The organism is Agrobacterium sp. NPDC090273, from assembly GCF_044772305.1.
Taxonomy (GTDB): domain Bacteria; phylum Pseudomonadota; class Alphaproteobacteria; order Rhizobiales; family Rhizobiaceae; genus Agrobacterium.
In genome coordinates, this window is sequence record NZ_JBIVYN010000003.1 from 425,038 (window position 1) to 438,949 (window position 13,912).

14 protein-coding genes are annotated in these 13,912 nt (G+C 57.6%); 9 read left to right on the forward strand and 5 right to left on the reverse strand.

Annotation, left to right across the window (positions count from 1 at the left end; translation table 11 throughout):
* Positions 1 to 16: 16 nt before the first annotated feature.
* The 6 genes from ACIQT8_RS11275 to ACIQT8_RS11300 all read left to right on the forward strand — a co-directional run bounded on the left by ACIQT8_RS11275 (position 17) and on the right by ACIQT8_RS11300 (position 5,793).
* A complete protein-coding gene (locus ACIQT8_RS11275; protein ID WP_400965137.1) occupies positions 17 to 1,405 on the forward strand; it encodes an aldehyde dehydrogenase family protein in 1,389 nt (462 codons plus the stop codon).
* Positions 1,402 to 2,547 (forward strand): iron-containing alcohol dehydrogenase, encoded by a 1,146-nt coding sequence (locus ACIQT8_RS11280; RefSeq protein ID WP_400965139.1) that lies wholly within the window; start codon positions 1,402 to 1,404, stop codon positions 2,545 to 2,547. The genes ACIQT8_RS11275 and ACIQT8_RS11280 overlap by 4 nt, the downstream gene beginning before the upstream one ends.
* 12 nt (positions 2,548 to 2,559) lie before the next feature.
* A complete protein-coding gene (locus ACIQT8_RS11285) occupies positions 2,560 to 2,943 on the forward strand; it encodes a hypothetical protein (RefSeq protein WP_400965141.1) in 384 nt (127 codons plus the stop codon).
* A 163-nt stretch (positions 2,944 to 3,106) separates the two neighbouring features.
* Positions 3,107 to 3,823: a ParA family protein gene (locus tag ACIQT8_RS11290; RefSeq protein WP_138791019.1), complete on the forward strand. Its 717-nt coding sequence runs from the start codon at positions 3,107 to 3,109 to the stop codon at positions 3,821 to 3,823.
* A gap of 81 nt (positions 3,824 to 3,904) precedes the next feature.
* Positions 3,905 to 4,528, forward strand: a complete 624-nt coding sequence (locus tag ACIQT8_RS11295; protein ID WP_400965143.1) for a TetR/AcrR family transcriptional regulator — start codon at positions 3,905 to 3,907, stop codon at positions 4,526 to 4,528.
* 59 nt (positions 4,529 to 4,587) lie between these two features.
* Positions 4,588 to 5,793, forward strand: coding sequence for an MFS transporter (locus ACIQT8_RS11300; RefSeq protein WP_400965145.1), 1,206 nt, complete (start codon positions 4,588 to 4,590; stop codon positions 5,791 to 5,793).
* A 69-nt stretch (positions 5,794 to 5,862) separates the two neighbouring features.
* Here the strand turns inward: ACIQT8_RS11300 and ACIQT8_RS11305 are convergent, their stop codons facing one another.
* Positions 5,863 to 7,254 (reverse strand): L,D-transpeptidase, encoded by a 1,392-nt coding sequence (locus tag ACIQT8_RS11305; RefSeq protein WP_262523048.1) that lies wholly within the window; start codon positions 7,252 to 7,254, stop codon positions 5,863 to 5,865.
* Positions 7,255 to 7,410: 156 nt separating this feature from the next.
* Here ACIQT8_RS11305 and ACIQT8_RS11310 point away from each other — a divergent pair, with 156 nt between their 5' ends.
* The 3 genes from ACIQT8_RS11310 to ACIQT8_RS11320 all read left to right on the forward strand — a co-directional run bounded on the left by ACIQT8_RS11310 (position 7,411) and on the right by ACIQT8_RS11320 (position 9,104).
* Positions 7,411 to 8,250 (forward strand): DUF4432 family protein, encoded by an 840-nt coding sequence (locus ACIQT8_RS11310; RefSeq protein ID WP_400965148.1) that lies wholly within the window; start codon positions 7,411 to 7,413, stop codon positions 8,248 to 8,250.
* A gap of 123 nt (positions 8,251 to 8,373) precedes the next feature.
* Entirely contained in the window at positions 8,374 to 8,712 is a 339-nt protein-coding gene (locus tag ACIQT8_RS11315; RefSeq protein ID WP_262523046.1) for a TIGR01244 family sulfur transferase, read from the forward strand.
* Positions 8,713 to 8,762: 50 nt separating this feature from the next.
* Positions 8,763 to 9,104, forward strand: a complete 342-nt coding sequence (locus ACIQT8_RS11320) for a RidA family protein (RefSeq protein WP_138791013.1) — start codon at positions 8,763 to 8,765, stop codon at positions 9,102 to 9,104.
* An 81-nt stretch (positions 9,105 to 9,185) separates the two neighbouring features.
* Here ACIQT8_RS11320 and ACIQT8_RS11325 read toward each other — a convergent pair whose 3' ends face one another.
* The 4 genes from ACIQT8_RS11325 to ACIQT8_RS11340 form a co-directional block, all read right to left on the reverse strand.
* Positions 9,186 to 9,950, reverse strand: a complete 765-nt coding sequence (locus ACIQT8_RS11325) for a HugZ family protein (protein ID WP_400965150.1) — start codon at positions 9,948 to 9,950, stop codon at positions 9,186 to 9,188.
* Positions 9,951 to 10,017: 67 nt separating this feature from the next.
* The gene (locus ACIQT8_RS11330) at positions 10,018 to 11,670 is read right to left on the reverse strand and encodes a thiamine pyrophosphate-binding protein (RefSeq protein WP_400965152.1); all 1,653 of its coding nucleotides are present in this window, start codon (positions 11,668 to 11,670) and stop codon (positions 10,018 to 10,020) included.
* The gene (locus tag ACIQT8_RS11335; RefSeq protein ID WP_138791010.1) at positions 11,667 to 12,875 is read right to left on the reverse strand and encodes a CaiB/BaiF CoA-transferase family protein; all 1,209 of its coding nucleotides are present in this window, start codon (positions 12,873 to 12,875) and stop codon (positions 11,667 to 11,669) included. Before ACIQT8_RS11335 ends, ACIQT8_RS11330 begins: the two co-directional genes overlap by 4 nt.
* Before the next feature lie 16 nt (positions 12,876 to 12,891).
* Complete coding sequence (locus ACIQT8_RS11340) at positions 12,892 to 13,866, reverse strand: DMT family transporter (protein WP_400965155.1); 975 nt, start codon at positions 13,864 to 13,866, stop codon at positions 12,892 to 12,894.
* Positions 13,867 to 13,912 lie beyond the last annotated feature (46 nt).

A 13,912-nucleotide genomic window follows, 5' to 3' on the forward strand; every position in this document is an offset into this window, starting at 1 on the left:
ATTACGGGAATTTATCATGACAATGATCCAGAATATTTCGCCGATTGATGGCTCGGTTTATGCCGAGCGTGAGGCGATGCCGCTGGAGGCGGCGCGCGCCGCCGTCGCAAAGGCGCGCAAGGCTCAGAAGGACTGGGCTCGACGCCCGCTTGAAGACCGCGTGCAGCTTGTCTTGAAAGGCGTTGCACGGCTGAACGAGATGGTTGGAGAAGTTGTGCCGGAACTGGCCCACATGATGGGCCGTCCGGTTCGCTATGGCGGGGAATTCAAGGGGTTCAACGAGCGCTCGAATTATGTCGCATCGATTGCGGCGGATGCTTTGGCCCCTTTGGTCATCGAGGAAAGTGGCAATTTCGAACGTCGTATCGAGCGTGAGGCCCATGGCGTTGTCTTCGTGATCGCGCCTTGGAACTACCCCTACATGACGGCGATCAATACGGTTGCTCCAGCTTTGATGGCTGGCAACACGGTTGTCATCAAGCATGCCGCGCAAACCCTGCTGGTCGGAGAGCGTATGGTGCGCGCCTTTGTCGAGGCGGGTGTGCCGGAGGACGTCTTCATCAATGTTTTCCTCGATCATGCGACAACATCGGCGCTGATTTCCGAGGGGCTGTTCAACTTCGTCAATTTCACCGGATCGGTGGAAGGTGGTCGCGCCATCGAACGGGCTGCGGCTGGAACCTTCACCGGGCTTGGCCTGGAACTTGGCGGCAAGGACCCCGGCTATGTGATGGAAGACGCCGATCTCGACGCCGCCGTCGATACGCTGATGGACGGAGCCACCTATAACTCCGGGCAGTGCTGCTGCGGTATCGAGCGTGTCTACGTCAATGAAAATCTCTACGATGCCTTCGTCGAGAAGTCCGTCGCCTGGGTTTCGAACTACAAGCTCGGAAACCCGCTGGAGCAGGAGACGACGCTCGGACCAATGGCCAACAAGCGCTTCGCCAAGGTCGTTCGCGCCCAGATCGCCGATGCCGTTTCCAAGGGCGCAAAAGCCTTGGTCGACGCAAAACTTTTCCCGGCCGATGACGGCGAGAGTGCTTATGTCGCTCCGCAGGTTCTCGTCAATGTCGACCACTCGATGGAGTTCATGACGGAAGAGACATTTGGTCCGGCCGTCGGCATCATGAAGGTCAAGAACGACGATGAAGCCATCTCCCTGATGAACGACAGCAAATACGGTCTGACCGCTTCGCTGTGGACGCAGGACGCTGCACGTGCGGGGCGGATCGGCCGCGAGATTGAAACCGGAACCGTGTTCATGAACCGGGCGGACTATCTCGACCCGGCGCTCTGCTGGACCGGCGTGAAGGAAACCGGTCGTGGCGGATCGCTTTCCGTACTCGGCTTCCAGAACCTGACCCGCCCGAAATCCTACCATCTGAAGAAAGTCACGAAATGAATATCGTCGCCAACTGGAGTTATCCCACTGCCGTCAAGCTCGGACGTGGTCGTATCAAGGAACTGGCCGATGCCTGCAAGACACTTGGCATAAAGAAACCGCTGCTGGTGACGGATCGTGGTCTGGCGAATATGGCGATCACCGGCCACGCGCTCGACGTCCTGGAAGAGGCGGGTCTCGGTCGTGCACTTTTTGCCGACGTCGACCAGAATCCGAACGAGATCAATCTCGACGCGGGTCTTAAAGTGTATCGCGATGGCGGCCACGACGGTGTTGTTGCCTTCGGTGGCGGGTCCGGTCTCGATCTTGGCAAGACCATTGCTTTCATGGCCGGACAGACACGTCCTGTCTGGGACTTCGAAGATATTGGTGACTGGTGGACACGGGCCGATGCGTCGAAGATCGCGCCAATCGTCGCCGTTCCAACCACGGCGGGGACCGGTTCGGAAGTCGGGCGTGCCAGCGTCATCACCAACTCGCAGACTCATGTGAAAAAGATCATCTTCCATCCGAAGATGCTTCCAGGCGTGGTGATCTGCGACCCTGAACTGACGGTCGGTATGCCGAAGGTCATCACGGCTGGGACAGGCATGGACGCGTTTGCACATTGCCTCGAGGCATATTCCTCACCGTTCTACCATCCGATGAGCGCCGGCGTTGCGCTGGAAGGTCTTCGGCTGGTCAAGGAATTCCTGCCGCGTGCCTATCGCGAGGGAACGGATATCGAGGCGCGCACGAATATGATGGCAGCGGCGGCAATGGGTGCCGTGGCGTTCCAGAAGGGGCTTGGTGCGATCCATTCGCTGTCGCACCCGATTGGTGCTGTCTACAATACCCATCATGGCATGACCAACGCCGTTGTCATGCCGGCGGTCCTGCGCTTCAACCGTCCGGCCATCGAGGACAAAATCGGCCGCGCGGCAGCGTATCTCGGTATTTCCGGCGGTTTCGATGGCTTCTATGATTACGTTCTGGAGCTTCGCAAGGAGCTTGGCGTGCCGGAAAACCTGACGGCCATGGGCATCAAGCCGGATCGTATCGATGAACTTGTGGCTGAAGCGATCAAAGATCCGAGTTGCGGCGGCAATCCGGTTGAAATGACCCTGGAGAACACAAAAAAACTGTTCGAAGACTGCTTTTAAAAGGCATTTGTGATGAAGCTGGAACTGCCCTTTTTCGGGCCTCTCATTGCGTTGGCGATTTTCAGCCTTCCCGTTGTCGCTCATGCTGAAAATTTTCAGGGGCTTTCCGGGCAAGGCTACAAGGTTGCTGCGCTGAGTAACAACAAGGCTGGCGTGAAGGGTTGGACCCTATCGAAAGGACCTGTTCGTTACTTTTGTGAGTTGCGAGCATCGTTGGCTTATTCAGGGAAGAACGGCATGGTTTCGTTCACCAGTGCGGGGCGTGTGATGACGCTTGATCGCGCCGCATTCGAAAAGAGAATGGGTGGTCCTGATAAAAGCCTGCCGCGATATGAGGATCTTAAGGCCGGGCGACCACGACCGGTCGATGTCGGTTCGTGCCGCAAGCTCCGATAGTCGAGTAAGAAACCCGCGACGATCGCTGATCCTCGCGGGTTTTTACTGCGCCGCGAAACGATCTTATCCATTTGTTAACCATGATCGTTAAGCTTATGGAAAGCACCATGATTTGTCCGGTGCGCATGGGAGCATGATCCGGCTCCGATTTATCGGAGACGACATGTCTGTCATTACATTTGCCAACACCAAAGGCGGGGCAGGGAAAACAACTGCAGTTCTGCTGCTTGCAACAGAATTGGCCCGGGTGGGGCACCGCGTTACGGTTCTCGACGCTGATCCGCAATTGTGGATTTCTCGATGGTACGAACTCTCTGGTGAAATCCAGAACCTTTCCGTTATCTCGCACGTCACCATGGCCTCGCTGGAGGGCCATATTCGTGAGAACAGGATCAATACGGACTGTTTCATCATAGACTTGCCGGGAACGAAAAATCCGTTGCTGACCATGGCGCTCGGTATATCCGATCACGTCCTCATCCCCGTTCAGGGCTGTGCCATGGATGCGCGCGGTGCGGCGGAAGTGCTGGAACATATCGATTTCCTGAATCGCAAAATGGACAAAGCCATCTCACATTCCGTCGTGCTGACCCGCGTGAATGCGATGGTTGCCACGCGATCTTTGTTGCTGGTCAAAATGCTGCTGGCGGAGCGAAATGTATCGGTCCTGAACACGCCAATCGCCGAACGGGCAGCCTATCGCGATATTTTCGATTATGGCGGCACGCTGCACTGTCTTGATAAGGGCAAGGTCAGCAATGTCGACAAGGCGCAGGACAATGCCCGCGCGTTTGCGACCGAGGTGCTCAGTCTTCTTCCGCGTCGGATGTTGCGTTCAGGCGCGCAACCGCGTGCCATTTTCATGCGTAAGGCCGCCTGACACATCAGGACGGGCTGTCTTGTCCAAAGGCAGCCCAAATTTTTTCTTGATTTGGAAATGATCGTTTTCTATATAGCGATCATGAGCACGAAAACAGAAATTGCCAGTCAGGATCAGCGTCAACGCGGCAGGCCGCGTGAGTTCGATATCGAACCAGCGCTTGACGGTGCCATCCGGGTTTTTTCCGAGCGTGGTTATCATGCCACGTCGATCGGTGATCTCGCCATCGCGATGGAACTGGCTCAGGGCAGTATCTACAAAGCGTTCAAAGACAAGAAGGCTGTCTTCATCGCGGCGATGGATCGCTATAGAACAGTTCAGACAGAGCGGTTCGAACAGGCGATCGCCGGGCTTGGTACAGGTCGCGAGCGTCTGCGGGCTGGGATGATGTTCTATGCGTCTCGTTCTCATGGCGCCTCAGGGTCGGAAGGATGTCTTGTGGTCGGTGCTGTCGCGGATCTCGCAGCACTTGATGATGACATGGCTGCCGTTGTCGACAGGGCTGTGAAGGCGAGGGAAAAGATCATTTCGCGCATCGTGCGTGAGGGACAGCAGGATGGTTCCATCAATCCGGATGTTGATGCCGATGATTTGGCCCGGTCGATGTTGTGTTTGATGTATGGAATGCGCGTGGTCGGAAAAACCGGGCGGACGCTCGAGCAGATGATCGGCGTGGTCGATGTCGCGATGCGGCTCGCCCTTTGAATTGCCATTTGATTTTACGACTATTTAGGAAATGAATATTTCCGAATTTGGAGACTATGATGACGACACGGACGATTGAGGGGCAAGGGTTGCATGAGGCATCCATATCCCCCGCTTTGACATTCTTACTGGCCAGCGCCTGTGGGTTGATTGCTGCCAATCTCTATTACGGTCAGCCACTTGCAGGCATTATCGGTGCAGAACTCGGCCTTTCTTCGGCTGCCACCGGCCTGATCGTCACTTTGACACAGATCGGTTATGGCGTCGGCCTGCTGTTCGTCGTGCCGCTTGGAGATCTCGTCGAGAACCGCAAGCTTGTCGTCAGTGCTGTGTCCATGGCAGTGCTGTCACTTGTTGCTGCCGCCTTCGCGCCGCATGCCAGCCCCTTCCTGTTTGCGGCGTTTCTGATCGGGGTCAGTTCCGTTGCCGTTCAGGTCATTGTTCCCTATGCCGCCCATATGGCGCCGCACGCCATACGTGGTCGCGTCGTCGGAAACGTCATGAGTGGTCTGATGGTCGGCATCATGCTGGCACGGCCGGTGTCCAGTCTGCTGTCGGAAGTCGTCTCGTGGCGGGGCGTCTATCTGGTTTCGGCCCTGGTAATGGCAATTCTTGCTGTCGTCCTCTTTCGACTGCTGCCGGTTCGACAGCCCGAGTCACGTCTGGGCTACGGTGCGCTGATGGCGTCAATGGGTAAGCTTGCCGTCAACACGCCGCTGCTGCAACGCCGAGCCATCTATCATGCCTTCATGTTTGCAGCGTTCAGTCTGTTCTGGACAACCACACCGCTTTATCTCAGCGGTCCGCACTTCAACCTGAACCAGGGAGAAATCGCGCTATTTGCTCTTGCAGGTGCGGCGGGTGCCGTGGCAGCGCCGATTGCGGGACGCGTGGCAGACCGCGGCTGGACCTATTCCGCAACCTTTGCGGCGATGGTCATGGTCGCATTGTCCTTTGTCGTCACGCATCTCGCACCCGAAGGATCGCATCTTGCACTGGCCATCCTAGTCGTCGCCGCCATCGTTCTGGACTTCGGTGTCACCACCAACCTCGTGCTTGGGCAGCGTGCTATCTTCACCCTCGGCGCCGAATTCCGCGGCCGCCTGAATGGTATCTACATGGCAACCTTTTTCATGGGCGGCGCCATCGGGTCGGCGGTGGGCGGTTGGGCTTATTCGGTCGGAGAATGGTCGATCGCTTCCTGGGTCGGCTTTGCGATGCCTGTTGCGGCGCTTGTCTACTTCCTGACCGAGAAACGTGGATAACTGCTTCTTATGAAAAAGCCCCGGCAGCATCTGCTCCGGGGCTTTCTTTTTTGGGGTCGGTCAGAAACCTTACTCCGCGAATTCAACGACGACGCCGGGGCGCACCATTTTTGCCAGTTCCGTAGCGTCCCAGTTGGTCAGACGAATACAGCCATGGCTGTTGGTCTTGCCGATCTTGGATGGCTCGGGTGTGCCGTGGATGCCGTAGGTCGGCTTCGACAGAGCGATCCAGACGGTGCCAACAGGTCCGTTCGGACCCGGCGGGATCTGCAGAATCTTGTCGTTCTGGCCCTGCTTGAAGTTGATCTTCGGATTGTAGGTGTAGCCGGGATTAAGAGCGATACGCTCAACCGTATGCGTGCCACTTGGCGACGGGGTATCGGTGGAGCCGATGGTTGCCGGATAGGCTGCGATCAGATTGCCGTCCTGACCATAGGCAAAGACCTGCTTGATGCCCTTGTGGGCAACAATGCGGGCGACCTGTCCCTTTTTCGTGTCGCCAGGGTTCACGACCTTAATGATCGTACCGGGGACAGTGAAGTCGACGCCGGGGTTCAATTCCTTCAGATAGTTCTCGTCCATATGGAAACGCTCGGCCAAGGCTTCCGAGGTAGACGTGAAAGACAGGGCAGGAAGCTGCGATTTCTCAGCATAGTCATCCGGAATGGACGCGACATAAGGACCGGCCGCATCGGCTGCCGTGATCGTGTAGTCAACGATCGGCATGCCGCCCGAAGAGCGCAGGCGTTCCAGAATATCGTCGGAATTGTTCGGATCGAGTTTTTCGCCGGTCATGTCCTGCCAGGCGGAGATGGCCTTGTTGACGTTGTCACCCATCTTGCCGTCTATCACGCCGGGCGAAACACCCTCGCGGTCGAGGAAGGTCTGGAGCGCAACGATCTCCTGACGTGAGCGGTTGACCGGCGTCGTAACGGGTGTGTGCCGTTCGATCAGTCGATCTGGCTGCGGAACAGCTTCAGTTGTGGATTCTCCCGGCATAGGCTGGCCCAACGGCGCGCTTTCGACAGCGCCAGGTCCCGGGACCGAGCCGGTGTAAAGATCATTGTCATTGCCGTCACCGCGATATTCACGGTAGTCGCGCACGCTGCCATTGTCCTGATATCCGTAGTCGCGCTGCGGTTCACGGTACTGACCGCCGGGTGCCGGCGGATAGTAGGTGGTGTCGCGCTGCGCCTGCTGACGCCGCTGTCCGTATCCCGGAGGCATTTCCGTTGCGAGAAGGTTACCATAGCGGTCGTAAAGAACGGTACGGCCCATGGCGTCGCGGCTGATGACGATATCGTTGCGGTCTGGCACGAAGTCGAGGACGCGGCCATCCGGAGTGACGAGAACCGGTTGTTCCTGATAGCCATAACGCTGCTGCGCACCAGCCTGTAGCGGTGCAAGCGCGGCTGCCGCTGCAATCGTCAGGCCCATAGCTGCGTTAAGAAACTGTTTCACGATTCTGCAATCCTTGTTTCGGTCACCGACAAACACACCGCAATCTTGACCCTATTGTGAAAAAGGTGAATTCGGGGTTAATGCAATCTTAATTTTGCTGACGATTGATAGCGTTTGCGTGATCGCTGCGATTTTATTGCCACGGAGGAGGTTGTTTTGCGCGAGTTTCAGGCCGGACGTTCGCCACGTATTTTCCTTGATGAAACATCCGTTCTCGATATCGGTTCGCTGTTCGTTGGCGATACCGACATTGCGCCGGGGCGCGCCATTCCCGATGACGGTGATCCCCGTATCGATCACTCGCTTGAAGGTTTTCTGTTTACCTGCGGTCCTGACCATATTCGCCATCCCGAACCGATCGAAGACAGTTCCGAAGGCCGGAAATATCCGTTGCATGGTTCCTTCTCCTCTCATCCTGCGAAGATCGTGGCATTCGAGGTTACGGAAGGAAATGCTTTGGCGCGGGCTGAGGTTCCCGTGACACTTGCCGATGGTGGGACGGCCCTGCTGGAGCGTGAGTGGCGGATAGATGGACAAAGCGGCGAAGTCAGCCTCTCTGACCGCGTCACCAATACCAGTGACGAAATACGGCCGGTCTTTCACATGTATCACATGAACGTCGGCGCGCGCCTGTTCGATGATGGCGTCAGGCTGGAAGGAGCCATGCTTGAAAATGGCGGGCACAGCTGGCGTTTTGGCGAGGAACCGGGCAGCGTATTTTGCGTATCTGCGAGCCAAAGCGGCTCGGACTGGGCCGAGTTGACGCTTGGACCAATCGCCGCGATTGGTGGACGGTCGCTCAAGGTGGCGTTTCGCACCGATACGTTGCCTTATCTGCAGATGTGGAGAAACCAGAAAAGCCCGGCGAATGTGCTTGGCATCGAGCCGGTGTCGCATCGCTGGGTTGGGCGCGATGACCTGCGCGCCGCGCAAGAGTTCAACATGCTTAAGCCGGGTGAAAACCGCACCTATGGTTTGCGCTTTTCTATTCTCTGAACTGCCTTTGAATTGGAACGGCGCGTCATTGACGCACCCGTTTTAACCCCTTACATCGGATGCGGATTTCAGGACTGCGCGGCACCCAGATGCGAGATTGCCGCGTTATCGGAGGATATGAAGATGGATATCAGACGTATCGACGACGAATATTCCGTAAGCGGCCAGATCAGCGTTGCGGACCTCGACGAGATCAAGGCGCAGGGCTTCAAGTCTATCGTTTGCCACCGCCCTGATGGCGAAGAAGAGGGCCAGCCGCTTTTTGCTGATATTGCTGAGCGCGCCGAACAGCTCGGCATCACTATCGTGCATGTGCCGGTCGGTCGTTTCGGTGTCGATGCCGATGCGGTTGCAGGCATGGTGGACGCGCTTGATGAGTTGCAGCGCCCCATGCTCGGTTACTGCCGTTCCGGTGCGCGCTCGACGGCGATCTACGAAAAGACCCATCATCTGCGCGGCTGACTGCCGGCACGCATTGTTATTTTAAAAGCTAGTCAACAGGAGTTTATATCATGACCATCAAGCGCATCGAGCCGGGCAAGCGTATGAGCGGCGCCGTTGTTCACGGCAACACCGTTTACCTGGCCGGTCAGGTTGGTGAAGGTGTATCCGTCACCGAGCAGAGCAAGTCTGCTCTTGCTGAAGTCGATCGCCTGCTGGCTCTGGCTGGTTCCGACAAGTCGAAGGTTCTCCAGACGATCATCTACCTCTCCGACATGTCGACTTTCGGTGAAATGAACGCTGTCTGGGAAGGCTGGATCGACCCGGCAAACCCGCCGGCACGTGCGACGAGCGAAGCAGCTCTCGCAACGCCTGACTACAAGGTTGAGTTCATCGTTACGGCTGCTCTCTAAGTCGCCAGATGATCTGAAAAAGAAGGCCGGTCGGGGAAATACCGACCGGCCTTTTTGTTTGTTTTGAATCGCCTGGTGCCGTCAATTCGAAGGCTGGCTCAAAGCCTTCGTAAATTGGTTCAGGGTCTCCACACGCGTGTCGAACCAGAGCCGGGCGAGGTCGCTGGCAGAGGCAAGATTGATGCCGTCGGGATCGATCGTCGTAATCGACCAGCGCCCGGTTTTGGCGCCTGCCAGAACCGCTAGGCGAGAGGCTTCACCCTTGATGGCGTTCAGGCGCGTGGCTTCCGTCTCTGCTGCCGCCATCAGCTCTTCAGCACCGGAGAGCTCCGTCTTCAGGTCATCGGGCGTGATGTTGCTCGCGTTACGGGCCGGGCCACCATTGATCTGCACACCCTCGGTTCGCAACCGGTAGAGCTGGGTGTCCGGTAACGACAAATAGAGTTTCGCCTTCGGATAACGTGCGATGTAACGCGCCTTTGCGTCCGGGACATCGTCTTCGCCAATCAGTTCGGCTTTGCCCACCAGAGTCAGTCTCGGCAAGGTCAGCGCATCGCCCTTGTTGAAGGGGGCCAATGTCAGGGAAATACGTGGATCGGCTTCTATATTGCGGGCGTGCAATGCCAGTCGCGCTGCGAAAAAGAACGGCGTCCCATCCGGGTCGATCGCAACGTTGGTTGCCGTTGTGTAGGGGTATCCGCTGACCGGGTCCAGCGTCGCAAGCGCTGCAATACGGGATGTGTGCAGGACATTGCGGGCGACGCGCACGGCCTCGAACGGTGCGCCAGCCGAGGCTTCGATTTTTGCGCCGCGGGGCGTAATAACAGGCGAGACTTGATCCGGCATGCTGTTTCCTGAGTTTTTAAATCAAGTCAGGATTTACATCATGCCGGAGGCTTGTCCATGGCTCTTATCAAGTCCGGTTGCGAATCTGTGTCAGCGTCCGGGCAGGGGTAATGGCTTCGGCGTCGAGTTTGACTTCGATGATCGCCGGTTTGCCGCTGGCACGGGCCCGCTCGTAAGCGGGGCCGAAATCGTCTGTCTTTGCCACCAGTTCTCCATGGCCACCGTAGGCCTTGGCGAAAGCGACGAAATCCGGGTTGACGAGATCGGTTGCGCTGACACGACCGGGATATTCCCGCTCCTGATGCATACGGATGGTGCCGTAGGTGCCGTTGTTCACCAGCACGGTGATGATCTGCAACCCATATCTGACAGCGGTTATAAACTCCTGTCCGTGCATCATGAAGCAGCCGTCACCGGCAAAGCAGACCACTTCGCGTTCAGGAAACAGGTGTTTGGCGGCGACCGCTGCCGGCAGACCGTAGCCCATCGACCCGGAGGTTGGCGCTGATTGCGTGTTGAAGCGGCGGAAACGGTGGAAGCGATGCAGCCAGGTGGCATAGTTGCCAGCGCCATTCGTGAAGATTGCATCTTCGGCAACGTTGGCTTCGATCCAGTCCATGATCGGACCCATCTGCACCGGGCCGGGACCGGTTTTGGGCGGGCTGGACCATTTCAGATAGGCGTCGTGCATTGCGGCGGTACGATCTGCCCAGACAGGGTTGGACGGCGCTTCCAGTGTATCGAGCGCATCGACAAAATCAGTCGTTGACGCGCAGATAGCGAGATCGGGGCGATAGATGCGGCCGAGCTCTTCCGCTTCCGGGAAGACATGCACAAGGGCCTGCGAAGGATAGGGGATATCCAGCATGGTGTAACCGGAGGAGGGCATTTCCGACAGCCGGCTGCCGAGAAGCACGATAAGGTCGGCCTCCTTGATTTCCTTCGACAACGCGGGATTTATGCCGATGCCGACGTCGCCCGCATAGGACGGGCTGAGATGGTCGAACAGCATCTGGCGACGGAACGAGCAGCCGACCGGGAGTTTGAAGCGCCCCGCAAACGCCTTGAATTTCGAAACGCTTTCTTCCGTCCAGCGTGTGCCGCCAACGATCACCATCGGACGCTTGGCGTTACCAAGCAATTCGGCAAATTTTGCAATCTGTTTCGGGCCGGGATGATTTTCGACCGGCGTGTAGGCTTTGGCTGCCGGGGCCTCGACTTCTTCCACCAGCATGTCTTCGGGAAGCGTCAACACCACCGGCCCTGGCCGTCCGGACGTGGCAACGGCAAAAGCGCGGGTGACAAATTCGGGAATGCGACGGGCATCATCGATCTCACCGACCCATTTGGCGAATTCGGTGAAGGCGCGGCGATATTCCACTTCCTGAAAGGCTTCGCGTTCGCGTGCGTCGCGCTGGACCTGGCCGATGAACAGGATCATCGGGATGGAATCCTGACGGGCGATGTGGAGGCCCGCCGAAGCGTTGGTCGCGCCGGGACCGCGTGTCACCATGCAGATGCCGGGCTGTCCGGTCAGACGGCCCCAGGTATCGGCCATCATCGCAGCTCCGCCTTCCTGACGGCAAACGATGGTCTCAATGCCGCTATCGTAAAGCGCATCCAGAACCGCCAGATAACTTTCGCCCGGAACGCACGAGACGCGCGAGACCCCGTTGGCCTTCAACGCATCGACAATCAATTCTCCACCCGTTTTCTTCATTGTGCCGACATCCTCCCTTCGATCTCCTCCAACTCGACCAATACGTCCTGCTGATGTTCTCCCAGACGCGGGCTTGGCCGTTCGTAACGCAGGGGCGTTTCCGACAAAACGATCGGTGTACGTACCCCCGGAATGGTGGTGCCATCTGCTGCTTGCAGATCGACGCGCAGACCTCTGGCCTGTACCTGCGGATCGGCAAACATTTCCTCGATGGAATTGATTGGACCAGCCGGAACGGCATTTGTTTCGCAGGCCGTCAGAAGGTCACGTTTCATCCATTTGAGTGTTTCTGTCGACACGATCTGTCGGACATCGAGCTTGTGGGCCACACGGGCCTTATTGGTCGCGTAACGCTCGTCGTCTGCGATCGTGTCTATGCCGAGAATTTTGCACAGGCGGCGGAATTGCCCATCGTTGCCAACGGCGAGAATGAGAAAGCCATCGGCGGTGGGGACGACCTCGTAAGGCGAGATGTTGGGATGTGCATTGCCAAGCCGAACCGGTGCCTTGCCGGAAATCAGATAATTCATGTTCTGGTTGGCCAGGACCGCTGACTGCACGTCCAGAAGCGCCATGTCGACGTGCTGACCCTCGCCGGTGCGCATGGCATGGATGAGTGCAGCCTGAATGGCGGTGACGGAATAAATGCCGGTGAAGATGTCGGCGACCGCTACGCCTGCCTTCATCGGCTGGCCGTCGGGTTCGCCGGTGATTGACATGAAACCGGACATGCCCTGGACGATGTAGTCGTAACCGGCAAAATCCGCGTAAGGGCCGGTCTGCCCAAAGCCGGTGATGGAGCAATAGATCAGTTTGGGATTGATTGCCTTCAGACTGTCGTAGTCGAGGCCGTATTTCTCCAGCCCGCCGCGTTTGAAGTTCTCGATGACAACATCGGCGGTTTTGACGAGGCGGCGCACCAGTTCGCAACCTTCCTCCGTCTTGAGATCGGCGACGATGGAACGCTTGCCACGGTTGGTGGCGTGATAATAAGCGGCGGACAGATTATCCCCATCGACACTCTCCACAAAGGGCGGACCCCAGGCGCGGGTATCATCGCCGCCCTCGGGATTTTCGACCTTGATGACATCGGCACCCATGTCCGCCAGCATCTGCCCCGCCCATGGGCCGGCCAGAACGCGGGCCAGTTCGATAACGCGGATGCCGGAAAGGGGCGGTTGTTTCTCGGTGATCTGACGGGTCATATCCTCAGCCATTAGCTCATGGTGCAAGCGGTTGGTTCTCAACATCGGAAACCGGTTTGGAGGCGAACCGACGCTCTCTCCAGATGATGTAGAGGCCGGAGGCGACGATGATCGCGATGCCCAGCCATTTCAGCGGGTCGGGGAAGTGGTTGAACACCAGCCAGCCAAAGACCGTTGCCGAGACGATTTCCAGATATTGCAGCGGCGCGAGTGTCGATGCGGGCGCGGCGCGATAGGCATAGACGCTGAGAATGCCGGAAAGACTTGCCGAAATGCCCACACCCAGCAGGTAGAGTGCCGTTGTCAGATCGGGTGCGACAAAGGATAGGCCGGGCATGCCCAGTGCATCGCTGAACAGGATGGGCAGGGCGCAAAACGCAAAACCCCACATGCCCGTCTGGAATTGCATGCTCCACGGATCTTCGGTTCGCGAACGAACCCGCGTCAGGATCGCAAAAATGGCAATGCAGAAAGCCGAGACAACGGGAAAGAGCGCTACATAGCCGACTTCGGTAAAACTCGGCTGGATCACGAGGATTGCGCCGAAGAAACCGACGGCACAGGCCGTATACCGGCGCCAGCCAATTGTCTCCTTGAGCAGAATGCTGCTCATGATCGTCAGGATGATCGGCTCTACGAAGAAGATCGCGATGGCGTCCGCGACCTCCATGAATTCCAGCGTTGCGACAAAGCTGACCATGGACAAAGCGAGGATGCCGCCGCGCACAATATGAAAACCGGTGCCACTCCACGAAAATGACAGGAGGCCGGGGCGCATGAAGAGGATTGGCAACATGGCCAAGGTCTGAACGATGAAGCGTGCGGCACTGATCTCGACGGTATGAATGGTCGTGATGGCGAGCTTGGCAAAAATGTCGATGATCGGCGAAATCATCACCGCCAGAAACATCAGCAACATGCCTGTGGGGACACTCGTTCCGCCTGATTTCGGCGTCGTCATCGTTTTATTGGAGGCGGAACCTGATGTCATGCAGACGGCACTTTCGTTCGCGTAGTTGTGCAACCGCAGGTCCATC